The sequence below is a fragment of the Salinicola lusitanus genome, assembly GCF_038648475.1.
In the GTDB taxonomy this organism is placed as follows: domain Bacteria; phylum Pseudomonadota; class Gammaproteobacteria; order Pseudomonadales; family Halomonadaceae; genus Salinicola; species Salinicola lusitanus.
In genome coordinates, this window is sequence record NZ_CP151919.1 from 2,347,522 (window position 1) to 2,371,470 (window position 23,949).

Consider the following 23,949-nt stretch of genomic DNA (forward strand, 5'->3'; position numbering starts at 1 on the left):
GGAACCAACGGGGCCGGCGCTGGCATGAACTCGATGCCACGAGTGAGCCTCGGGGTTGCAGGCGCTCGCATGAACGATCAGGACGGGACGCTGCCCCGCGCGGCGTCAGGTGTCGGGGGCGCCGCCGATGAGGGGGAGACTGAGGACGCGTGGCCCTGGGACGACGGGGAGTGGATGCGATCGAGAGCGGGGCGTCATGGCGGCGACATGCCATTGTCGCTCTACCGGCTGTGTGGGGCCGATTGGTACGCTTCCCGCTTCCCCCTGCCCCTGAGCTGGAATCAGCTTGCCCAGGAACTGGTGCCTTACGTCGCCGACCTGGGATTTACCCATATCGTGCTCGACGAGGGGATTGTCGCGGTGCCTTACGCGGTGGTCTGCCAGTTCGTCGAGACCTGTCATGTCGCGGGCGTGGGCGTCGTGGTCCAGCGTCCTGCGTCGTTATCGATGTCCGAGGCCGAGTTTCTCGCATGGTGTCAGCGCTGCCATCTCGATGGCATCGACGAAGGCGGCCGCGATGGCGGCTGTCGGTTGTTCGGCAGCGACACCGTCGGGTCGACGCTGACGTTGCATCGTCGACCGCGATGGCAGGTTGCCAGCGCCGACTATCTCGCGCTGGGTCCTACCGGACGCCATCTGCGACACCGCGACTGGGTCGAGGCGTTGACCCCGCGCGAGAGCTCGCGTGGATTGCTGGAGCAGGTGCCGGATGAAGGCTCGGCGCTAGGCCAGTGGCGACAGACAGTTCACGGAGACGACTGGCAGCGTTTCGCGGCGTTCAGGGCGTGCCTGGCGCTGATGTGGGCGCTGCCTGGTGACAAGCAGGTGGCGATGGGCGTGGAGCTGGGCCAGGTGCTGGCCGGCCCCTGGGAGGCGTCGCTGCATTGGCCACTGCTGTTCGAGACCCGGCATGCGGGGATACTGCGTCTCGTGGCCGATCTCAATCGGCTGTACGTCAACGAGCCGGCGCTGCAGATCCGTGCCGACGAGTCGCTCGGATTCGAATGGCTGGTCGACGATGACAGCGACAATAGCGTTGTCGTATTCGCCCGCCATACCGAGAGCGGGCATGCCAGCATGATCTGCCTCTGCAACTTCCAGGCGTGCGTGCACTATCGCTATCGGTTTGGTGTTACCGGCGCGGGCCGGTGGCGGGAGATATTCAACAGCGACAGCGTCTTCTACGGAGGGAGCAACGTGGGTAATGGCCATGGCGCGACGACCGAAGCGATTCCCAGCCACGGCCATGCCCAGTCGCTTGCCGTGACGGTACCGCCCATGGCCGCGCTGTATCTGCGTCACGAGACCTGGTTCGAGGAGGCACCATGAGCGCCAGCACCGAGGTGACCCGTGACGAGGCGCCGACACCCTGGGCGCCTTTCTACGGCGCGACGCCAATGGCCGATGGCCGTACCTGCTTTCGGTTGTGGGCGCCCAGCGCCCGGCGGGTGATGCTGGAGTGCGAGGGCCTGGCACCGCAGCCGATGGATCCGGTTGGCGAGGGCGGATTCGAGCTCGAGCTCGAGTGTCCTTCGCAAGCGGCCTACCGCTATCGTGTCTTCGTCGGGGATGACGATGACGGGATGCCGGTGCCCGATCCCGCCTCGAGAGCACTGCGGGGTGGTGTCGACGGCGCCTCCCTCCTGGTCGACCGCAATCACGAGTGGCGCCATGACGACTGGACGGGCCGTCCCTGGGAAGAGACGGTGATCTACGAGGTCCATCTGGGCGCCTGCGGTGGCATCGATGGCCTGCGTCGGCGCCTGCCGGCACTGGTCGAGCTGGGCATCACCGCCATCGAGCTGATGCCGGTCGCCGAGTGTCCCGGGCAGCGCAACTGGGGCTACGACGGCGTCCAGCCCTATGCCGTCGCGTCCTACTACGGCTCGCCGGAAACACTGAAAGCGCTGGTTGACGAGGTTCACGGGCACGGCCTGATGATCTTTCTCGATGTGGTCTACAACCACTTCGGGCCGGACGGCAACTTCCTGCCCCACTACGCCGAGTCTTTCTTTCGTGACGACCTGCAGACACCCTGGGGCGGCGCCATCGATTTCCGTCGTCCGCAGGTGCGGCGTTTCTTCATCGACAACGCGCTGATGTGGCTGCTCGAGTACCGTTTCGACGGACTCCGGTTCGATGCCGTCCACGCCATCAGCGAACGGGATTTCCTGGTCGAGCTGGGGCAGACTCTGCGCGAGCGCGTCGGTCCGACCCGCCATTGCCACCTGATCCTGGAGAACGAGAACAATCAGGCCAGTCTGCTGGAACCGGGCCTGTTCGACGCCCAGTGGGCCGATGACTGGCATAACGTGATGCATGTGCTGCTGACCGGCGAGCACGAAGGCTATTACGCCGATTTCGTCGAGAACGCCACGACGAAGTTGGCGACGGCGATGGCGGAAGGGTTCGTCTATCAGGGCCAGCGCTCGCGCAAGGGAGAGGCCCGGGGAGAGCCCAGCGGGAACCTGCCGCCCACGGCGTTCGTCAACTTCCTCCAGAATCACGACCAGATCGGCAATCGCGCCCTTGGCGAGCGTCTGTCCCGGTTGAGCGAGCCCGACGCGCTCGATGCCGCGACGCTCCTGCTGCTGCTCTCTCCCGCCATCCCGTTGCTGTTCATGGGCGAGGAGTGGGGGGCGCGGAGACCGTTTCTCTTCTTTACCGACCATCGAGACGATCTGGCCGATGCGGTGCGTGAGGGCCGTCGTCGCGAATTCGCGGACTTCAGCGCATTCGAGGATCCGGCCCAGCGCGAGCGGATTCCCGACCCCAATGCGGCGTCGACTTTCGCGGCTTCGCAGCTCGACGATCAGGAGGCGGCCATGCCCGAGCATCGCGACTATCGGGCGCGCTTCGCAGCATGGCTGGCGCTGCGTCATCGCTTCATCGTCCCCTGCCTGGCGGGCTGCCATGCGCGTGGCGCTCGGGTCCTCGGCGACAAGGCGGTGGAGGCCGTCTGGCAGATGGGCGACGGTCAAGAACTGACCGCCGCGATCAACCTCTCGCCAGGTCCGGTTGGCTTGGGCCCTCGTGGCGACCCGCTGGCCTGCTCGCGACCAGGCATCATCGACTCTCTCGGCGAGGGCCAATTGCCGGCCCGCGCGAGCGCGGTGTGGCTTGCCCCGGCGGATGCCAAGAGGGTAGCCGATGACGTGGCGGGAGCGCCCCATTCATGACGGACCAGGGTCAGCCTGTGATCGAACGTTCAGATTCGCTGCAACAGCTCGCCGAGTCGGTCGGGCTGCTGGTCGAGTGGACCGGTAGTGACGACCGCCGCCAGTCGCTCTCCGAGACTCGCCAGCGCCGCATGCTCGACTGCCTCGGCTGGCCGGCCGCCGATGATAAGGCGGTTGCGGCCAGCCTGGCTCGCTGGCGAGCCCGCCACCATCCGGTCGCTTTCGATCAACTGCCGCCGTTGCTGATCGCCGACCAGCAACGGCCTTTCCCGGTCCCGGTGGCCGAGGCGAGCGGATGCGGTTTCGCTATCCGGCTCGAGAGCGGCGAAACGTTGGACGGTCATCTCGATGCCGGTGGTCATCTGCCCGCCATTCACGAAATCGGCTACCACCGGGTGAGCTTTCTCACCGGCCGGGGCGACGACAGCGTCACCCGTCTGCTGGCAGTGACGCCAGCGCGCTGCTTCACCCTCTCCGATATCGCTGACGAGCGGGGAGAGGCGCGTCCGAGCCACTGGGGGGTTGCCGCGCAACTCTACGGGCTTCGGCGTGATGGCGATGGCGGGATTGGGGGGCTGGCCGCGCTAGATGAGCTGTGCAGCGCGGTGGCCCAGGCCGGGGCGGATGCCGTTGCCATCAGTCCCGTGCATGCGCTGTTCGCGGCGCACCCCGAACGATTTAGTCCCTATTCGCCCTCCAGCCGGCTGTTTCACAACGTCTGGCACGCCTCGCCGGAGAGCCTGTTCGACGACGAGATACTGGATCGGGCAAGAGCGCCCTTCGTCGAGAGCATGACGCGGCAGGAGTCGCTGGCGCTGATCGACTGGCCAGCCAGTGCCCGTCTCAAGCTGGCGATGCTGGAGCGGCTATTCCAGTACGTCGAGCATGACGAGAGCGCACTGGAGTGGCGATCTCGACTGGTCGCCTTCCGGCGTGACGGGGGGGAAGGGCTGGAGCGTCACTGCCGCTTCGAAGTGCTGCAGGCGCATGCCGACGAGGCCGACTGGCGCCAGTGGCCCGAGGAGTGGCGTGATCCGGACAGCGAGGCGGTCGAGGCGTTCGCCGAGCAGCACCGGGAGGCGATCACCTTCGCCGTGTTTCTGCAGTGGCTGGTGGCCGCCGGGCTCGAACGGGTACAGCAGAACGCGCGACGCGCCGGTATGGCGGTGGGATTGATCGCCGACCTGGCGGTGGGTGTCGATCCCGCCGGCAGCCAGGCCTGGAGCGATCCCGCTGAACTCCATCGGAGCTTGAGCGTCGGCTCGCCGCCGGATGCGTTCAATGCCCACGGCCAGAACTGGGGGGTGGCGGCATTCTCTCCGGAGGGGCTGGTCGATTCCGGGTATCGTGGCTTCCTCGCCATGCTGCGGGCCAGCCTGGCCCACGCCGGCGGCCTGCGCATCGATCATGTACTGGGACTATCGCGGCTATGGCTGGTCCCCGAAGGTGAGTCGTCCCAGCAGGGGGCCTATCTACGCTACCCGCTGGACGATCTCCTGCGCCTGGTCTCGCTGGAATCCTGGCGCCACCGGGCCATCGTCATCGGCGAGGACCTGGGAACGGTCGAGGATGGGCTTCGCGACACCCTGGCGGATCGCGGCGTGCTGGGCATGAGTGTGATGTGGTTCGAACGCGAGGGGGATGCCTTCCTCCCGGCCGGTTCATGGCGCGAGGGCACGATGGCGACGACCAGCACCCATGATCTTCCCACGGTGGCGGGCTGGTGGCTCGAGAACGATCTGCAGTGGCGCGACCGCCTGGGACTGCTCGCCGAAGACGAGACGCTAGCCGAACTCAGGCAGGCGCGAGGCGAGGAGCGGCGACGGCTGGCCACTGTCTGCGGTCTTGGCGTCGACACTGACACCAGCCAGCCCCTGGGCTCCGGTGCCGTTGAGGTCAACGACGTCATCGATGCGGCGCTGGCGCACGTGGCGAGAACGCCGACGCCGCTGGCGCTGTTCCCGCTGGAGGATCTGCTGGGCTTGCTGGAGCAGGCCAATTTGCCGGGTACCCTCGATGAGCATCCCAACTGGCGGCGCCGGCTACCGGTCCCGGCGCCCCAGGCGCTCGAGACTCGGGCCGTACGGCAACGGCTGACGCGCATAGACCGCATCCGGCGGGGAGATCGATCATGAGAGCCGTTCGCGCCACCGTCAGATTGCAGTTGCACGCCGACTTCACCTTCGATGACGCTCGACGGCAGGTGGACTACTACGCCGCGCTGGGTGTCAGCCACTTCTATCTGTCGCCCTTCCTGACTTCGAGAAAAGGATCGACCCACGGTTACGACGGCGTCGACCCGACCCGGATCGACCCGGAGCTGGGCGGCGAGGCTGGCCTTGCCCGTCTGGTCGAGGCGCTGCATGCCGCGGAGATGGGAATCGTGGCCGATATCGTGCCCAACCATCTGGCGGTGGGGGCAGAGAACCCCTGGTGGCAGGACATGCTGGCTCTGGGGCGCGCCAGTGACTACGCCCGCTGTTTCGACATCGACTGGGAGCAGCCCGGTGCCGACGGCAAGATCCTGCTGCCTTTTCTGGGGGATCGTTATGTACGGGTCCTGGAAGATGGCGAGCTGGTGCTGGCCTGGGATGCGACCCACAGCGTCTTTTTCGTCGCCTATCACGAGCATCGGTTTCCGATCGACCCCGACCAGACCGAAGCGCTGCTGGCGGCCTCGTCAACGGACGCTCGTGAGGCAACCGCCCTCCCGCCGAGGGAGGCGCTAGCCGAGGACCATCCGCTGGTTGCGGCGGTCATTGCGGACCACGATGCCAAGACTCGGGCGGGATGCTCGCGCCTGCACGCACTGCTGGAGCGTCAGCCCTATCGGCTTCTCCACTGGCGTACCGCCAACGATGCGCTCAACTGGCGCCGATTTTTCGATATTACCGAGCTGGCGGGGGTGCGGGTCGAAGACGAGAGCGTGTTCGATCTCTCTCATGCATACATCCTGGCGCTGGTGGAGCGCGGCTGGATCGACGGACTGCGTATCGACCATATCGATGGCCTGGCCGATCCGCGCGGTTATGCGCTGCGGCTGCGCGGTCGTCTCGATGCGATCTCGGAGCGGCAGGGCGCCGGGAGCCAGCGATTGCCGATCTATGTCGAGAAGATCCTGGGGGATGGCGAACGCCTCCACGCCGACTGGGGCGTCGACGGCACCACGGGCTATGAATTTCTCGATCTCGTCTCGGGTGTCCAGCACGACCTGGCAGGTCGCGAGCCGTTGACTCGGCTGTGGCGGGAGGTCAGCGGTCGCACCGCGGATTTCGCCGCCGAGGTCGAGATTGCGCGTCAGGAAATGCTGCACGGGTCGCTGACTGCCGAATTCGAGCGTTGCGTCAGGGCGATGCGGGCCCTGGCTGACGCCAGTCCCGCCACCCGCGAATTCAGCCTGCCCGCGATTCGACGTGTCGTTGCGGCGCTGGCGATCGGCTATCCGGTCTATCGCAGCTATACCGATCGCAACGGTCGTCCCGAGGCGGATGTCGGCGCGTTCGATCACGCCATGCAGGCGGCGCGGTCGCGGTTATCCGCCGCCGACGCCTCGTGGCTGCCGCTGGTGGATGACTGGCTCGGCGGCAAGGCTCCCGACGCGTTCGATTCGCCACAGCGCGAGTTGCGCTTGGGTGCGATCACCCGCTTCCAACAGCTGACATCGCCACTCGCGGCGAAGGCCGTCGAGGACACTGCCGGCTATCGCTCGGCAGTACTGCTGTCGCGTAACGACGTTGGCTGCGAGGGGGCTCACTTCGCTTATCCGGTCCAGCACTTTCATCAGGAAAACCGGCAGCGTCTGGCGACATTCCCCCATGCCATGCTGACGACCGCGACACACGATCACAAACGTGGCGAGGACGTCCGTGCGCGATTGGCGGCATTGAGCGAATGGAGCGATGTGCTGGCCCCCAAACTGCGTGCCTGGGCCAGAGACTCGCGTCTTTATGACAGTCACGCCGCACCCTGCGGCGGGGACCGCCTGATGATGCTCCAGTTGCTGCTGGCGGCATGGCCATTGGAGTTGGCCCCAACGCAGGCGCGCAGCGAGGAGTCCGCTTCCCGCGAGCGAGAGGCACTGCATGAGTACGCCGATCGTCTCGTCGCCTGGCAGCGCAAGGCGATGCGCGAGGCCAAGCTCGCAAGTCACTGGCTGGCCCCCGACGAGCACTACGAGCAGGCGGGCGAGGACGCCATACGGCGTGCGTTGACCGGCGATGCACTGACCCGCGAGCTGGCCTCGGCAGCGGCGGTGCTCGACATGCCCGGCGCGGTCAATGGCTTGGCGCAGACGGTTCTCAGACTCTGCTCGCCGGGCATTCCCGACCTCTATCAAGGCACCGAGTTCTGGGACCTTTCCCTGGTCGATCCCGACAATCGTCGCCCGGTCCACATGGCGGCGCGCCGGGAGGCCCTGGATAACGCCGAAACGCCAGTGGCGGCCTGGCGTCACTGGCGGGACGGCGCCGTCAAGCAGGCCGTCTTGCAGCGGTTGTTGAATTTGCGCCGTGACCACCCCTCACTTTTCGACGACGGGGAATATCTGCCACTGCAGGCGACGGGGGCCCACGCCGACCGCCTCATCGCGTTTGCACGCCGAGCGCAGGGCATGACCTTGCTGGTGGTCGTCACCCGGCTCTCTGCGGCGCTGATGGACGAGACCCTCGAGGGTCGGCTCCAGTGGTCGGATACGGCGTTGTCGCTTGAAGCATTGAACCTGAAAGGTGTCGGTCAGGGCTGGCTGACGCCGGCGCCGGTAGCGGCCGAAGCGGAGCTGCCGCTGCATCGCCATTTGTCGGATTTCCCCTGCGGAGTTTGGGTGTGGGCGTCTTGAACCCGCTATCTTGAAGTGAGGCGCCGGCCCTGTCGGCGCTGGTATCGAATGAATCAGGTGGGGTAGGGATGCCCCGTCGAGCCACGCAAACAGAAAGGAGCGCATCATGATGACCGGTCGTGAACAACGTATACGGATGCTGGCTTATCGCATATGGGAGTCGGAAGGGCGCCCCGACAGTCAGGAGGCGCGTCACTGGGAGATGGCCGAACGTATCGTCGAGGCCGAGAACGCCCGAGAGGAAGAGCAGGAGTGGCGCGCGGCGTCCGACGAACCCTCGCCGCTGGAGGGAGAGGATCCGCCCGCCGAGCCTGACGAACTGGGTATAGACGAGCCGCGTCTGCCACTGGACGATCCCGAGACCGAGGCGCGCAAGGAGGCGGATACGGGGGTCGAGATACCGCCAAGCCAGCCTCGACCCCGGGCCCCGGCGCGGCGCAAGGCGGCGAGTGGCGACGAAAGCGCCTCGCCGGCGCGTAAACGGAGTCCGGCCAAGGCCACCGAGGGCAGTAGCAGGAAAACGGTTGCCAAGCCGCGCAAGCCCCGCGGAACGAACGGCGACAAGAGCGAATAACCGACCCACACTGGGTATCACAGGGTGACAGGGATGAACCTGGCTCGCCCGGAGGGTAGTCGATGACCGATATGCGTTGGGGACGGGATGGAACGATGGGGCAGGTCGTTCAGGAGGCAGGAACCATGCGGTCTCGGATCCGGGAGGGGCTGCCCTACCCGCTGGGGGCGACATGGGATGGGCTCGGCGTCAACTTCTCGCTGTTTTCGGCCAATGCGACTCGAGTCGAGCTCTGCCTCTTCGATGAATCCGGACAGGAGGAGCTGGAGCGGGTCGTGCTGCCGGAATACACCGATGAGATCTGGCACGGCTATCTGCCGGATGCCCGTCCAGGCCAGCTCTATGGCTATCGGGTCTACGGCCCCTACGATCCGGAAGCCGGCCATCGTTTCAATCATCACAAGCTGCTGATCGACCCCTACGCCAAGCAGCTGGTCGGCGAGTTGATCTGGGACGATGCCCTTTATGGCTACACCATCGGCCACGAGGATGGCGATCTCAGCTTCGACGAGCGAGACAGTGCGCCGTTCATGCCTCGCTGTCGTGTCATCGATCCCGCCTTCACCTGGGGGCGATCCACCGAGATCCGGGTGCCGTGGAGCGACACCGTCATCTACGAGACGCATGTGCGCGGTTACACCATGCGCCACCCGGCGGTACCGGAAGCGCTGCGTGGCACCTTCTCGGGGCTAGCCGTGCCGGAAGTGATCGACTATCTCGTCGATCTGGGCGTCTCCTCCCTCGAGCTGATGCCGATTCACGCCTTTGCCGACGACCGGCACCTGCAGGAGAAGGGGCTGCACAACTACTGGGGCTATAACACCCTGGCTTTCTTCGTGCCGCACCCGAACTACATGTCGACCGAGACCGTCAGCGAGTTCAAGCAGATGGTGGCGCGCTACCATGCTGCCGGCATCGAGGTGCTGCTGGACGTGGTCTACAACCACACGGCGGAAGGCAACGAGATGGGGCCGACGCTGTCGTTCAAGGGCATCGACAACGCCTCCTACTATCGCCTGATGCCGGATGAGCCGCGCTTCTACATCAACGACACCGGCACCGGCAATACGTTGAACCTCTCCCATCCCCGAGTCCTGCAGATGGTGACGGACTCGCTGCGCTACTGGGCCGACGAGATGCGTGTCGACGGCTTCCGTTTCGACCTGGCCACGATCCTCGGGCGCGAGGCCGATGGCTTCGACGAGGGTGGCGGGTTCCTCGACTCCTGTCGCCAGGATCCGCTGCTGTCCCAGTGCAAACTGATCGCCGAACCCTGGGACTGCGGTCCGGGTGGCTATCAGGTCGGCAAGTTTCCGCCCGGTTGGGCGGAGTGGAACGACCGTTTTCGCGACGACATGAGAGCGTTCTGGCGGGGAGACGAGGGTCGCCTGCCTGCCTTTGCCAACCGCCTGACCGCCTCGGCCGATCTGTTCAACCACCGCGGCCGCAAGGCGTTCTCGTCGATCAACTTCATTACCGCCCACGATGGATTCACGCTCCGCGACCTGGTGAGCTACAACAACAAGCACAACGAGGCCAATGGAGAAGACAACAAGGATGGCCACGACGACAACGTGTCCTGGAACCATGGCGTCGAGGGGGAGACCAGCGATACCGCCATCCGCGAGCTGCGCATGCGCCAGATGCGCAACCTGCTCGCCACGCTGATGCTGTCCCAGGGCACGCCGATGCTGCTGGCCGGAGACGAGTTCGGCCGCACGCAGGGCGGTAACAACAACGCCTACTGCCAGGATGGGAACATCGGCTGGGTCGACTGGAACCTGTCCGATGAGGGACGCGGTCTGCTCGCGTTCACTCGCCAGCTGATCCGGCTGCGGCGCCAGTATCCGATCCTGGAACGCGGACGTTTCATGACCGGCAAGCTGGACGAAAACCTGGGCATCAAGGACGTCTCCTGGCTCACGCCAAGCGCGGAGGAGATGACGGTGGACCATTGGCACGACGAGGAGGCCAAGGCGATTGGCGTCATCCTCAACGGGCATGCGCAACCCACCGGGATCTGCCGCTTCGGTTCCGATGTCACGGTGTTCCTGGCACTCAATGCCTCCGACCAGGACGTCGATTTCGTGCTGCCGGACGTCCCGGGGGGGAGCGAGTGGCTGAGACGCGTCGAAACCTTCGATCCAGCCGCCGGGGACGTGCGCTGTCCCATGGAGAGTGGCTACCGGGTCAAGTCGCGTAGCCTCTCGCTGTTCGAACTGATCGAAGAGGAGACATCGGATGATTGACCGCTCTCTCGACATCCTGCGACCGGCAGGTGGCTCATGACACCGACTCACGTTCGCGGCGCGGTCGGCGAGAACGATGCCGAGCTTCCCGTTACACCTTCGCCCAGCCTGGCGGGAGTGAGTGCCTCTCGCCTTGGCGTGGCGGATCTCGAGTCGCTCGCGCATGCGACGCACGCCAACCCTTTCGCTGTACTGGGGCCCCATGTCACGGCCGGCGGCGAGCTGGAAGTCAGCGCCTACCTGCCAGGTGCGCTGTCGGTATCGCTGGTGGAGCGCGACAGTGATCGCTTACTGGGGGAGTGTACACTCGGCGCCATCGATGGATTTTTCGTCGGAAAAATGGCAAAGCCTTGTGCCTACCGGCTGCATGTCCGGTGGCCTGACGGGGAGCAGATCGTCGCCGATCCCTACGCCTTCCCGCTATTGCTGGGCGACACCGATCTCTACCTGATTGGCGAGGGAAGCCATCGGCGCCTGGGTGAATGCCTCGGGGCCCGCGCAATGACGGTCGAGGGCGTCGAGGGGGTACGTTTCGCGGTATGGGCGCCCAACGCGCAGCGGGTGGCAGTGGTCGGCGACTTCAACGGCTGGGATTCGCGTCGTCACGGGATGCGCTGCCGTTACCCCTCGGGGGTGTGGGAGATTTTCATCCCCGGGATCGGCGCCGGTGAGCGCTACAAGTATGCCTTGATCGACATCAACGGCGAGCGTCTGCTCAAGGCCGATCCGATTGCGCTCTCCACCGAGCCGCCGCCACTGACGGCGTCGGTGGTGGCCGACGCGACGCCGTTTGCCTGGCATGACCAGACCTGGATGGCCGAAAGGCCCGGACGCCATGCCCCCACGGCGCCGATCTCGATCTACGAGGTGCACGCTGGCTCCTGGCGCAAGCATGGCGGCGACGACGGCGGGATCTATGGCTGGCGGGACCTGACCGAATCGCTGATCCCGTACGTGCTCGAGATGGGCTTCACCCATATCGAGCTGATGCCGATCATGGAGTATCCCTTCGGCGGCTCGTGGGGATATCAGCCGCTGTCACTGTTCGCGCCCAGTGGACGCTTCGGTTCGCCGCAGGAGTTCGCGGCGTTCATCGATGCCTGCCACATGGCGGGCATCGGCGTGATCCTCGATTGGGTCCCCGGGCATTTCCCCTCCGATCCTCACGGCCTGGCGCGTTTCGATGGCACTGCGCTCTACGAATACGCCCATCCCTTCGAGGGCTATCACCAGGATTGGAACACCTACATCTACAACCTGGGGCGGCGCGAGGTCCACGGCTTCATGCTGGCCTCCGCGTTGCACTGGTTGCGTGACTTCCATATCGACGGCCTGCGGGTCGATGCGGTCGCCTCGATGATCTATCGCAACTACTCCCGCCGCGAGGGGGAGTGGATTCCCAACCATCTCGGCGGCCAGGAGAACCTCGAGGCGGTGGCCTTTCTCCAGCATCTCAACCAGGTCGTTCAGGACGAGGTGCCTGGCGCGATCGTCATCGCCGAGGAGTCGACGGCCTGGCCCGGTGTCACGGCGCCGGTCGAGCAGCATGGCCTGGGTTTCAGCTACAAATGGAACATGGGCTGGATGCACGACAGCCTGAGCTACATGAGTCACGATCCACTCTATCGCCGCTATCATCACGATCAATTGACGTTCGGCCTGATCTACGCCTTCAACGAACGCTTCATGCTGCCGATTTCGCATGACGAGGTGGTACACGGCAAGGGATCGCTGCTGGACAAGATGCCTGGCGATGACTGGCAGCGATTTGCCAACCTGAGGGCTTACCTCAGCTTCATGTGGTTGCATCCCGGCAAGAAACTGCTGTTCATGGGCTGCGAATTCGCCCAGGGCCGAGAGTGGAGCCATGACCGTGAACTCGACTGGTGGCTGTTGCAGGAAGCGCCCAACGCCGGCATTCGGCACCTGGTGGGTGATCTCAATGCCCTCTACCGCTCGCATCCGGCGCTTCACGCACTGGACTGCGAGGCGGATGGCTTTCAATGGGTCATCGGTGACGACAGCCACAACAGTGTCTTCGCCTGGTGGCGTCGGGACCGCCACGGTCGCGAGGCCCTGGCGGTGGCGAACATGACGCCGCAACGGCTCGGCGGCTATCGCATCGGGGTGCCTACCGCCGGGAGCTGGCAGGAGCGTTTCAACTCCGACGCGGCATGCTACGGCGGCAGTAATGCAGGCAACGGTGGCGGTTTGCAGACCGAGGCGGTCGCCGCCCACGGCGAGCCTCAGTCGCTGGTGCTGACGCTGCCGCCGCTGGGAGTGATCCTACTGATGCCCGGCGCGCTGGGCGAGTAGCGCCCGGGTGACGCCGTTGGTCCAGCCGAAGCCGTCCTGAAGCGGGTATTCGCCGCCGGTGGCGAAATCCGCACCAGGGTAGAGGATGTATTTTTCCACCAGCTTGCTTTCGCGGCGGTAGAGCTCCTCGACCAGGGCCAACCAGCGGTCGGCGATGGTGTCGGCGAGTTCGGTGAAGCCATAACGTCGCAGTCCCTCGATCGCCATCCACTGCAGCGGTGCCCAGCCATTGGGATGATCCCACTGCTGCTGGCTATCGGTGATCTCCGTGGTGGCAAGACCGCCCGGCGTCACGAGTCGGTTGGCGATGATGTTGGCGACACGTTCGGCCTGGGCGTCGGAGGCCGCGCCGACGAACAGCGGAGCGACGCAGGCGGCCGTCAGGTGAACGCTGCTCTGGCCGCGCACGAAGTCGTAGTCGTAATACGCGCCTCGGGTATCGCTCCAGAGATACTTGTCCATTGCCGCTTGCCGGCGCAGCGAGCGGCGGCGGAAATCTCCGGCCTTGGCGTCGTCACCCGTGGCGGTATGGAGGCGACACAGCGTCTGCTCGAGATGGAAGAGCAGCGCGTTGAGTTCCGGCGTGATGAAGTGAGTCGTGCGAATGGTGCTGAGATCCGTCACATCCTCCAGCCATCGCCCGCTGAAATCCCATCCGCTCTCTGCGCCGGCGCGAAGATCCCGGAACAGCGCCTCCGCGGGGCGGGCAGCGCGCTGGGATATCTCGATGTCCTCCCGGAACGACTCCTCACGCGGCGTGGCGCGATCGTCCCAGTGCCGATTCAGCCGGTTTTCCTCGTCGAGGCGCACGCAACGTCGATGGCTCTCCCCGGGGGCCAGCGTCTTCTCTCCATCCATCCAGAAAGCGTACTCCCGCTCCAGTTGGGGTAGATAGTCGACCGCCTTGCGCAGACCCTGGCGCTCGGTCAGTTCGACCATCATCGAGAACAGCGGTAGCTGGGACCGGCTGAGATAGTAGGTGCGGTTGCCATTGGGCATATGGCCGTAGCGCATGATCAGATCGGCGCAGTTATCGGTGACCGCGCACATCAGGTGGTTCTCGCCGCTGGCGGCGAGCCCCAGCATGGTGAAGTACGAGTCCCAGTAGTAGTACTCGCGAAACCGCCCGCCGGGCACCACATAGTCGTGGCACAGGGCGAGCAACGAGGACCAGCGCGGATGCTGACGCGAATTGCGGGTCAGCACCGGCCACAGGTTGTCGATATGTTCGATCAGGTCGTGCTCGGGGCGGGCTTCGTAGCCCCTGCCCGGAACCATGTCGCTGTAGAAGTGATCGGAGACGAAGACGGCGAGATCGAATCCCACCTGCCGTCGCTGCTGTTCGTAGGCCTCCATGATCTCCTCGGGCGGCTGTCTCGGAATCGAGTCGGCGAAGGTCTTGGAGTCCTCGAAGATATGCGCCAGCGCGACCGCCTCGAACAGCTCGCCGAAGCGGTCGTGGGGGGTGATCGCCGCTTCGTCGATCGAGCAGGCGCTCCCGGATGACATCTGAAAGCTGTCGAGCATGTCGGTTTCCCTGCATAACGTGGAGCGTACCGGAGACGACATGGCCCCCTGGTTATTCTTCATATTGCCACAGTAGCCCGCCATCCACCGGTAGTGATGCGCCAGTCATGTAGGCGGCATCGTCGGATGCCAGAAATTCGACCACGCCCGCCACGTCCTCGGGCCTGCCCAGACGGTTGAGCGGAATGTTGCCGAGAAGATGGCGCAGTTTCTCCGGGTCCTCTTCGAGCGCCGAATTCATCGGGGTCTTGATGGCGCCGGGCGCCACACTGTTGACGGTGATGCCCAGCGGCGCCAGTTCGATGGCCAGGTTGCGGGTCAGCATGCGCATGCCGCCCTTGCTCATGCAGTAGCTGGTGAAGCCTGGGAAGGGTAGATCCTCGTGGACCGAACTCATGTTGATCACGCGGCCGCCACGGCCTTCGTCGCGCAGATGACGGACGAAGGCCTGGGTAGTGAAGAAGACGCCCTTGAGATTGGTGCGCATGACGTTGTCGTAGTCGGCTTCATCGACGTCAAGGAAGGGGGAATCTATCTCGAGGCCGGCATTGTTGACGAGAATGTCCAGGCGGCCCAGCGCCTCGACGCTCTCCGCGATCAAGCGGCGATTGGTATCGATATCGCCGATGTCTCCGGTCACGATCGCAGCCCGACGGCCATGGGCGCGGACACTGCGCGCGGTCTCCTCGGCGCGCTCCGAGGGCCGGCTACCGCTGACGACGACATCGGCGCCGGCCTGGGCGAGACGCTCGGCAATGGCGCGACCAATGCCCTGGGTGCTGCCGGTCACCAGGGCGACTTTACCTGAAAGGCGCATCTGTCTCTCCTTGCGTGATTTCGCTGGCCCTGCGTGAGCGCCCGAGCGAGGTGTGGGAAATGATGATGGAATCGATGACGGCGGCGGCTGGGGTCGGTCAGACCTCCGTGCCGAGCGCGCCCGTGAGGCAACGTCTCCATTGAAGATAGAGCAGCTTCGACCTTTGGACCAAAGAGTCGAAGCGTTGTTCTGGCCTCGCGTGGATAGCATGATGTCTGGCGACAAGCCCTCGACGGCTCGATATTGATGCGGACAGGAGTCAACGTGACGGGATTGAGAAAGCTGGGATGGATCTTGGGACTGGTCCTGACACTGCTGGTCAGCCTGCCGGCATCGGCGCAGTCCTTGACCTCGCTGATGGGCGGCAAGCAGAGCAGCGGTACTCAGTCGGCACCCGCCCCCACCCCGCAGGAACTGAGTAGCTCGCTCGATCAGATCATCACCACGCTCGAGAACAGCGACCAGCGCCAGTCGCTGCTGGAGCAACTCAAGCAGCTGCGTGATGCTACGGCGGCCGATGCCAGGCAGGAGGGGAGGTCGGAGGGATTGCTGGGCGCCCTCGCTCAGTCGTTCTCTTCCCTGGAAACCGACGGACTCGACAATCCGATCCGCTACTGGTCGACCCGCGCCGACCAGGCCGGAGACGATCTCTCGACGCTGGTCAGCGAACAACGGCATTGGCCTAGAGTCTTTTTCGAACTGGCTTGGGTCACCGCACTCTGGGTCGGGGTGACGTTGCTCGTGGCAACGCTCTGGCGTTGGGGTGTCCGCCAATTGGGGCTGACGTGGCATTTACCGGCGGAGCCGACGACCTGGACGCTCGTTCGCCATATCGTGCGGCGCGTGGTACCTCTGGCAATCGGCTTCGTTGCCGCGCTGATGACCGTGCATCAGGTCACGACCGGCACGGTGGGTCTGACATTGGCCATGGTCGCGGCGTACGCCACGCTTTGCGGCGCGGTCTTCTCGGCGATCTGTGAAATCGTGTTCTCGCTTTTCGGCAGCGGACACCGTCACACCGCGCTGCGCATCCTGCGGCGGCGTGGGGCCCGCTGGCTGTTTGCGCTGGGGGCACTGGTCGCGCTGGGCGATGCGGCCAATGCCGAGGCGATGGTCAAGCCGCTGGGCGCAGGGGTCACGACCTTCCTGTCGCTGATCGCCAATGTGTTGGCGGCATCGCTGCTGGGCGCTTTCGTTCTGGTGTTCCGGCGACCCATACGACATTTGATTCGCAACCGCCCCTATTCTCAACGTCAGCAGCGTCGCGCGACCACCGAACTGATCCGGGCGTTCAGCCGGATCTGGCACATCCCCATTCTGGTCATGGTGGCGGTATCGCTGATCGCGATGATCATGTCGGCAGAGGATTCGCGCAGTGCGTTCTTCCGGGCGGTGGTGACGGCTGGGCTCATGATCGCGACCCTGGTGGTTACCGGCTTGATACATCGGCGAGGCGCCAACGTTCGCGAGAACCCCTCCTCGGAATACTCAGCACGCCTGGCGCGCTTCGGCTTCACCCTGGCCCATCTGGCCAGTTGGATGGTATTCGCCGAGCTGGCGATGCGGGTCTGGGGCTCGTCGCTATGGGCGGTGGGCGCTTCCGCCGGCATCGGGCAGCAGATCGTCAAGGGCGTGCTCGGGCTGGGCGCGACATTCCTGTTGGCTTGGCTGGTATGGATTCTGGCGGATACCGCGATCAAGCATGCGCTACTGCGCAGTAGCCGTCGCCACGGCCGGCGGGTCAACGCCAGCGCCCGCGCCCAGACCATCACGCCGTTGCTGCGCAACACCGTGTTCGTGACCATCGCCGTGATCGCATTGATCATCGCGCTGGCCAATCTGGGCGTGAACGTGACGCCGCTGCTGGCGGGTGCCGGTGTCATTGGCCTGGCGGTCGGCTTCGGTGCGCAGACGCTGGTCCAGGATCTGATCACCGGCCTGTTCATCCTGATCGAGGACTCACTGGCGATCGACGATTTCGTCAATCTGGGAACGCACAGCGGCACGGTGGAGGCGTTGAGCATTCGCACCGTCAAGCTGCGAGATCTCGACGGCATCGTGCACATCATCCCGTTCAGTCAGATCCAGGGGATCCAGAACTACTCCCGCGAGTTCGGCATTGCCCTGCTGCGGATTCGGATCGCCCATCACATGAAGATCGACGATGCGATCGAGATCGTGCGCGAGATAGCCGACGATCTGCGCAGCGACCCGATGATGCGCCACCACATCTGGTCGGCACTGGAGGTTCAGGGCATCGAGAGCTTCGATGCCGGGGCGGCGATTCTGCGCGTGCGGATGCGCACCGCGCCGATCATGCAGTGGGACGTGGCCCGCGCCTTCAACCTGCGTCTGAAGCAGCGCTTCGACCAGGATGGGTTGGACCTGGCAATGCCGCGAATGAGTGTGGTGATGGAGCAGACGCCGGTGCCTGCCCGCGGCGAGACAACCCGTGAGTCGGTAACGGCCCCCGGCGAGCCGGACGCCCAGTAGAGTCGAGATACCGTGGGCTTCCCCGGAGAGTGAGATACAGTCGCGCATCTGGCGGCCGATAACGCTTCTAATGAACAATATCATGTGACCAACAACAACAAGAATACGGACCAGGAGCGTTACGATGAGCGAATCGGTGGCGGCGGTCGATGCGCTGTGGGTCACCCTTGGCGCCATACTGGTATTCATGATGCAGGCCGGATTCCTTTGCCTGGAAGCCGGCGTCACGCGCAGTAAGAATGCCATCAACGTGGCGATGAAGAACGTCTGCGATTTCGCGGTGGCGATGCTGGTGTTCTGGTGCGTCGGTTTCGGCGTCATGTTCGGCAGCAGCCAGAGCGGCTGGTTCGGTACGACGTTCTTCTTCCCCGAGTTCGAGGGCACCTACTGGCTGGCGCTCTTCTTTCTCTTCCAGGTCATGTTCTGCGCCACGGCGGCAACCATCGTCTCCGGTGCGGTCGCGGAGCGCATGCCGTTCCAGTCCTATCTGATCATCACCCTGATCGTCAGTGGCCTGATCTACCCGGTCTTCGGCCATTGGGCCTGGGGCGGTGGTTACACCGGTGAGCCGGGCTGGCTGGCCGCGCTCGGCTTCATCGATTTCGCTGGCTCCACCGTGGTCCACAGCGTTGGCGGTTGGGTGGCGCTGGCCGCCGTATTGCGGATCGGGCCAAGACGTGGGCGCTTCGTCTCCGGGCAAGCCACCAAGCTGATGCCGGCGGGCGATCTGCCGCTCGCCATGCTGGGCGTGCTGGTGCTGTTCATCGGCTGGTTCGGATTCAACGGCGGCAGCACGCTGGCGTTCGATGCCAGCGTGCCGGGCGTCCTGATCAATACCGTGATCGCGGCCGTCTCCGGCGTCATGTCGGCCTTGCTGCTGGGCTGGAAACTGCGCGGTTTCGCCGAGGTGCTCTACGCCCTGAACGGTGCGATCGCCGGGTTGGTCGCGATCACTGCCGGCGCTCATGATCTCTCGGTCGATGCGGCGGTGGTGACGGGTGCCGTGGGCGGAGTGCTGATGGTCCTGGTGAGCGAATGGCTGCTGCGATGGCGTATCGACGATGCCGTCGGCGCCATCCCCGCCCACCTCGCTCCCGGTATCTGGGGCACGTTGGCCGTGGGGGTGTTTGGCGACGCCGATCGTCTTGGCACCGGCCTGGGTTGGGCCGCGCAGTGCGGCGTGCAGCTCTTGGGTGTGGTGGTGTGCGGGCTCTGGGCGTTTCTGGTGAGCTGGCTGCTGTTCGGCATGCTGGGGCGGTGGCTGCCGCTGCGCGTCTCGGCCGAGGCCGAGGAGATAGGGCTGAACATGGCCGAGCACGGCGCCCGTACCGAGCTGTTCGAGTTGCTCGACGCCATGCGCCAGCACGAGGAGCATGGCGAGATCGGCGCGCGGGTCGCGGCCGACCCGTTCACCGAGGTCGGCCAGATCGCGGCCAGCTACAACCGGGTGTCGGCGGCGCTGGAGCGGGCGATGACACGCACCCAGGTGATCATGCGCAACCTGCGCGACGGCATGCTGACCTGGCGAAGCGATGGCGTTCTGACCGCGATCAATCCGGGGGCGGAGGCGCTGTTCGGTGTCAGCGCCGAGGCGGTGATGGGGACCTCCGTCGAGGCCTTGATTCGTTGCCGGGTTCCGGCGCCCGGTCAACGTCGCGAGCTGCGTGTCCGCACGGCAGCGGGGACACGCTCCCTGGAAATCCAGGTCAGCGAGGGAGCGTCCGGCTCGGAAGCGGAATTCGCCGGTATGGTGCGTGATATCACCGAGCGCAAGCGAATCGAGGAGCAACTGAGCCGCGAGCGGGAGCTCGCCCTGGTGACACTGGCGTCGATCGGTGATGGGGTGATCACCACCGATCACAGCGGTCTGGTCACTTTCCTCAACGCCGAGGCGGAGCGTTTGACCGGCTGGACGCTGGAGGCTGCCCGGCAACTGCCGGTGGGCCAGATCTACAGCCTCATCGACGAGGCGTCGAACACCCAGGTCGACAATACCGCCCGCCAGGTGCTCGCCAGCGGCAAGGCGATCGCCAGTCTCGAGACGCGCCTGCTGGTCGCGCGCGACGGCAGTCGCTGGCCGGTGCAGGACTCCGCCGCCCCGATTCGCAGTCGCGGCGGCTATACGGTGGGAGCGGTCGTCGTCTTCCAGGACAAGACGCTGACCCGTGAACTGACCCGTAAGCTCAACCATCAGGCCAGCCACGATGCGCTGACCGGGCTGGTCAATCGGCGTGAATTCGAGCAACGATTGCAGGCGGCGCTGCTCGATGCGCTAGGTTTCCATGTGCTCTGCTATCTGGATCTCGATCAATTCAAGATCGTCAACGATACCTGTGGCCACGGGGCGGGAGACGAGCTGCTGCGCCAGCTATCGATGCTGCTTCGCGCCCGGGTTCGGGATACGGACCTGCTGGCGCGACTGGGCGGCGACGAATTCGGTATCGTGTTCTTCGAGTGCGATCTGGACGATGCGCTACGGGTCGCCGAGGGTATTCGTGAGGCGATCGACGATTTCCGTTTCAGCTGGGAAGGGCGGACGTTCTCGCTGGGCGCCAGCATCGGCCTGGTTGCGCTCGACGTGGGCCGCTCGGTCGTTCTGAGCGACGCGCTGAGTAGCGCCGATGCCGCCTGCTATGCCGCCAAGGAGGCGGGACGCAATCGCGTTCATGTCTACCAGCCGGACGACCGTCAGTTGCTCGATCGTCATGGCGAATTGCAGTGGGTGCCGCGCCTGCAGGCGGCGCTGGACCAGGATCGCCTCCGGCTTTACGCGCAATCGATCGCCTCGGTGGCCAATCCCGGCGACATCCATCATCACGAGATTCTGGTACGGCTGGAGGAGAACGGCAGACTGTATGCGCCGGGTAGTTTCATGCCCTCGGCGGAGCGTTACAACCTGATTGTGCGGATCGATCGCTGGGTGGTGCGCAACACGTTGGCGTGGCTGTCGGATCGGTATCGTCACAAGGCGCGCGCTGGTATCGACACCTGGTCGATGAACCTGTCCGGCGCATCGCTCTCCGACGAACGCTTCTGTGAAGAGCTGGCGGTGTGGGTGCAGCAGGCGGCACTGCCGGCCGGTACGCTCTGCTTCGAGATTACCGAAAGTGCGGCGATCTCCCAGCTATCCACGGTGACACGGTTGATCCATCGTCTCAAGCAGTGGGGCTGTCGGTTCGCACTGGACGATTTCGGCGCTGGCCTCTCCTCGTTCGCCTATCTGAAACAGCTGCCGGTGGATTACCTGAAGATCGATGGTGCCTTCATCAAGGATATCGATACCGACCCCATCAATCGGGCCATGGTGGAAGCGATCAACACGGTGGGACACACCGTGGGGCTGAAGACGATCGCCGAATTCGTCGAAACGCCCGAGATCATGGCGCAGTTGTCGCAGCTAGGCGTCGACTTCGCCCAGGGCTACCTGATCGATCGTCCGCAGCCGCTGGAGAACCTGTCCGATGTGAGAGTCATGCCGCGCTAGACGTCTCTTCGCTTTTTGGCAGAAGTCTGGCTCCACGGCAGGTTTTCGGTCGCCGCGATCCCATAGCCATTGGTCTGACCCACCAATCGCTAATGGCTGATCAGCATCCGTTAATTTATAATTTGTGTTATTAGGTAACTTTAAAGTATCAATTGATTTTTTGTGCATCGGATTGTAAATTTGCCGGGTAGCCTCGAAGTACGCTGCCGACACAACCGATACGAGCAGGGCAGCGCGATCTGAACCAGGCAGGCATGACCAAAAAGTGACGTCGATCGCGCCAGAGCGGCGTCGAAAAACCGGATAGCGGACACCGAATCTCACAAGCCTCGAATTCGGGGCATTGCGGTCCAGCCCGGTAGACAACGATTTCGATACGTGGGGTGCGCAATGAGTCTATTCAGTGTGGGTTGTATTGCCGTCGGCTTCGTCGCTTTCGGGTTGTTCGTCGCGCTGCGTCTGTGCAGCAGCGACAAGTCCCCGCCCGAGGCGCGAGACCGCCTGCAGGAGCCGAATCCGTCGCACAAGGCGGGCGCCGGGCACCGCGCCTGATCGACTATCTGCGGAATGAATGGATGAAAACCGGCAGCATCAGCGCTGCCGGTTTTTTGCGTTCTGGCCCGGGAAATGGAGCGATTCAGGCGCAGGGCGCGATTGGCGCCGTGAGCCCTGACGTTGGGGACCCCGACGGAACGCCGGCCTCGTTGATCTCCTGGCGATGGAAGGCAGGCACGCCGCGAATGAAGGCGCTGGTCAACCAGGCCAGCGGAGCGAGCTCGGCACCGAAGGCGTTGAAGCAGCCCCAGCGCAGGGCAATGAAGGGCCGCATGAAGATCGGCAGGCGCCGATGGGCACGCAATCCGACGATACGGCGGGTGCGCGTCACCAGCAGATCGACGCGACCGCGCTCTCCCCGGGTGAGCGCTCGGTAGTCGGCGGTGTCGGTAGCAGAGGGAATCTGCCCCTTGGCCGGGTCGCAAGGCTCCAGCAGCAGTCGGGCCAGTTGCTTGACGCTTTGATGTCGCATCCGTTTCTCAGTGTAAGTTCGTGTAGTCTGATGGCTGATTGTCTCTCCCGAAGGCGCGATTGAAAACCGGAGCAGGCATGGAGAAGCGCTGCAATTCGCAAGACGATCCGGCTTCGCTGTGGCAAGGTCCCGATTCGATCCTTTTCTTCGTTCAACTCCCTTCCAAGAGAGAGCAGAGTCCATGCAGCTCGACGACATACCTTTCGCTACGACGGACTGGTCGACGATCACGCCGACCGAGCACGCTGGCGAGACCGGCAAGGCACTCTGGCGAACCCGGCAGTTCGGCGCTGTCCGCGTGCGAATGGTCGAATACACGCCGGGTTACCTGGCGGATCACTGGTGTTCCAAGGGCCATGTGCTGTTGTGTCTCGAAGGTGAGCTCGTCACCGAACTGGAGGACGGCCGAGTCTTTCGACTACTGCCGGGACAGAGCTACCAGGTTGCCGATCAGGCCGAACCGCACCGCTCCTCGACCGAGAGCGGCGCCAAGCTGTTCATCGTCGACTGACTCCGCGGGTGGCGCTCAGCCCAGCACCCACTCCCGGAACGCGCGCATCGGTTCGGTAAGATGTCGGTGCTGCGGCGTCAGCAATGAGAGCCGGCCGCGACTGGGGATCTTGTGCGGGAGGGCGTGAACGAGATTGCCCTGGGCGATCTCGGCAGCCAGAAGGCGGGTCCAGCCGAGCGTGACGCCTTGGCCGGCCAGCGTCGCGTTCATCAGCAGCTGGAAGCTGTTGGCGCGCAGGGTATGAAGGGGTGGCTGCCAGTCGAGTTCCAACGCCTGGAACCAGAGTTCCCAGGTCAACCAGTCGTGATAGTGATCCTCGACCACCATCAAGGTGTGTCGGTTCAGCAGGTCCTGCGGATCGGCGATGCCCCCGTGACGCTCGAGATAGATCGGGCTGCAGACGGCGGCGACGTCTTCCTGGGCGAAGATGGCATCGGCGGTGAGGCCCGGCGGGTCGACCTCCCGGGGCACGTGGTAGTAGATGCCGAGATCGAATTCGGCCAGGTCGAGGCGGTGAGGGTCCTCGACGGTGAGAATGCGGATTTCGATATCGGGATGGGCGCGCTGGAAGTCCGGCAGTTGGCGGGCCAGCCAGATCGAGGCGATGGTCGGGCTCGACGCCAGCGTCAACTGACGATCGTCGCCGCGACGCCGCAGGCGAGCGGTCTCGTCGCGGAGCTCACGCAACAGGCGTTGTACCACGCGGAAATAGTGCTCGCCGGCCGGGGTCAGTCGCAGGCCGTCATAGTGGCGCTCGAACAACGGGCGCCCCAGGTCCTCCTCGAGCCGCTTGATCTGCCGGCTGACGGCGCTCTGGGTCAGGCTGAGTTCGCTCCCCGCCTGAGTGAAGCTGCCATGACGGGCGGCCGCTTCGAAAGCGCGCAGGCAGGTGAGGGGTGGCAGGGCATCGCGCGTGGACATGGAGGCTTCCGCAACCG

At 64.7% G+C, this 23,949-nt stretch carries 15 protein-coding genes; 11 read left to right on the plus strand and 4 right to left on the minus strand.

What is annotated here, in order from left to right:
* The first annotated feature begins 69 nt into the window (after positions 1–69).
* From AAGT95_RS10825 to glgB, 7 genes are all read left to right on the plus strand, one after another.
* Positions 70–1,329 (plus strand): alpha amylase C-terminal domain-containing protein, encoded by a 1,260-nt coding sequence (locus AAGT95_RS10825; protein ID WP_342596492.1) that lies wholly within the window; start codon positions 70–72, stop codon positions 1,327–1,329.
* Positions 1,326–3,179 carry a malto-oligosyltrehalose trehalohydrolase gene (gene treZ / locus AAGT95_RS10830; protein WP_342596493.1) on the plus strand — a complete coding sequence of 618 codons (1,854 nt, stop codon included), beginning with the start codon at positions 1,326–1,328 and terminating at the stop codon, positions 3,177–3,179. The genes AAGT95_RS10825 and treZ overlap by 4 nt, the downstream gene beginning before the upstream one ends.
* Positions 3,176–5,314, plus strand: a complete 2,139-nt coding sequence (malQ, locus tag AAGT95_RS10835; RefSeq protein WP_342596494.1) for a 4-alpha-glucanotransferase — start codon at positions 3,176–3,178, stop codon at positions 5,312–5,314. Before treZ ends, malQ begins: the two co-directional genes overlap by 4 nt.
* On the plus strand, positions 5,311–8,013 hold the full coding sequence (treY, locus tag AAGT95_RS10840) for a malto-oligosyltrehalose synthase (protein ID WP_342596495.1): 2,703 nt from the start codon (positions 5,311–5,313) through the stop codon (positions 8,011–8,013). Before malQ ends, treY begins: the two co-directional genes overlap by 4 nt.
* A gap of 106 nt (positions 8,014–8,119) precedes the next feature.
* The gene (locus AAGT95_RS10845) at positions 8,120–8,587 is read left to right on the plus strand and encodes a DUF2934 domain-containing protein (RefSeq protein WP_342596496.1); all 468 of its coding nucleotides are present in this window, start codon (positions 8,120–8,122) and stop codon (positions 8,585–8,587) included.
* Between the two features lie 125 nt (positions 8,588–8,712).
* Positions 8,713–10,836: a glycogen debranching protein GlgX gene (gene glgX / locus AAGT95_RS10850; protein WP_240612393.1), complete on the plus strand. Its 2,124-nt coding sequence runs from the start codon at positions 8,713–8,715 to the stop codon at positions 10,834–10,836.
* A 36-nt stretch (positions 10,837–10,872) separates the two neighbouring features.
* Positions 10,873–13,152, plus strand: coding sequence for a 1,4-alpha-glucan branching protein GlgB (gene glgB, locus AAGT95_RS10855; protein WP_342596497.1), 2,280 nt, complete (start codon positions 10,873–10,875; stop codon positions 13,150–13,152).
* Here glgB and treF read toward each other — a convergent pair.
* Entirely contained in the window at positions 13,123–14,679 is a 1,557-nt protein-coding gene (treF, locus tag AAGT95_RS10860; RefSeq protein ID WP_342596498.1) for an alpha,alpha-trehalase TreF, read from the minus strand. The two genes, glgB and treF, sit on opposite strands and share 30 nt — an antisense overlap.
* 52 nt (positions 14,680–14,731) lie before the next feature.
* Positions 14,732–15,496, minus strand: a complete 765-nt coding sequence (locus AAGT95_RS10865; protein ID WP_110601160.1) for an SDR family NAD(P)-dependent oxidoreductase — start codon at positions 15,494–15,496, stop codon at positions 14,732–14,734.
* A 264-nt stretch (positions 15,497–15,760) separates the two neighbouring features.
* Here AAGT95_RS10865 and AAGT95_RS10870 point away from each other — a divergent pair, with 264 nt between their 5' ends.
* The 3 genes from AAGT95_RS10870 to AAGT95_RS10880 all read left to right on the plus strand — a co-directional run bounded on the left by AAGT95_RS10870 (position 15,761) and on the right by AAGT95_RS10880 (position 22,025).
* A complete protein-coding gene (locus tag AAGT95_RS10870; protein ID WP_342596499.1) occupies positions 15,761–17,989 on the plus strand; it encodes a mechanosensitive ion channel domain-containing protein in 2,229 nt (742 codons plus the stop codon).
* A gap of 124 nt (positions 17,990–18,113) precedes the next feature.
* The gene (gene amt / locus AAGT95_RS10875) at positions 18,114–21,473 is read left to right on the plus strand and encodes an ammonium transporter (protein ID WP_342596500.1); all 3,360 of its coding nucleotides are present in this window, start codon (positions 18,114–18,116) and stop codon (positions 21,471–21,473) included.
* Positions 21,474–21,863: 390 nt separating this feature from the next.
* A complete protein-coding gene (locus AAGT95_RS10880) occupies positions 21,864–22,025 on the plus strand; it encodes a hypothetical protein (protein WP_157958421.1) in 162 nt (53 codons plus the stop codon).
* An 85-nt stretch (positions 22,026–22,110) separates the two neighbouring features.
* Here the strand turns inward: AAGT95_RS10880 and AAGT95_RS10885 are convergent, their stop codons facing one another.
* Positions 22,111–22,500 (minus strand): hypothetical protein, encoded by a 390-nt coding sequence (locus AAGT95_RS10885; protein WP_342596501.1) that lies wholly within the window; start codon positions 22,498–22,500, stop codon positions 22,111–22,113.
* Positions 22,501–22,681: 181 nt separating this feature from the next.
* Between AAGT95_RS10885 and AAGT95_RS10890 the strand changes: the two genes are divergently transcribed.
* Positions 22,682–23,011: a DHCW motif cupin fold protein gene (locus AAGT95_RS10890; RefSeq protein ID WP_110601165.1), complete on the plus strand. Its 330-nt coding sequence runs from the start codon at positions 22,682–22,684 to the stop codon at positions 23,009–23,011.
* A 15-nt stretch (positions 23,012–23,026) separates the two neighbouring features.
* Here AAGT95_RS10890 and AAGT95_RS10895 read toward each other — a convergent pair whose 3' ends face one another.
* A complete protein-coding gene (locus AAGT95_RS10895; protein WP_110601167.1) occupies positions 23,027–23,932 on the minus strand; it encodes a LysR substrate-binding domain-containing protein in 906 nt (301 codons plus the stop codon).
* Positions 23,933–23,949: the final 17 nt, after the last annotated feature.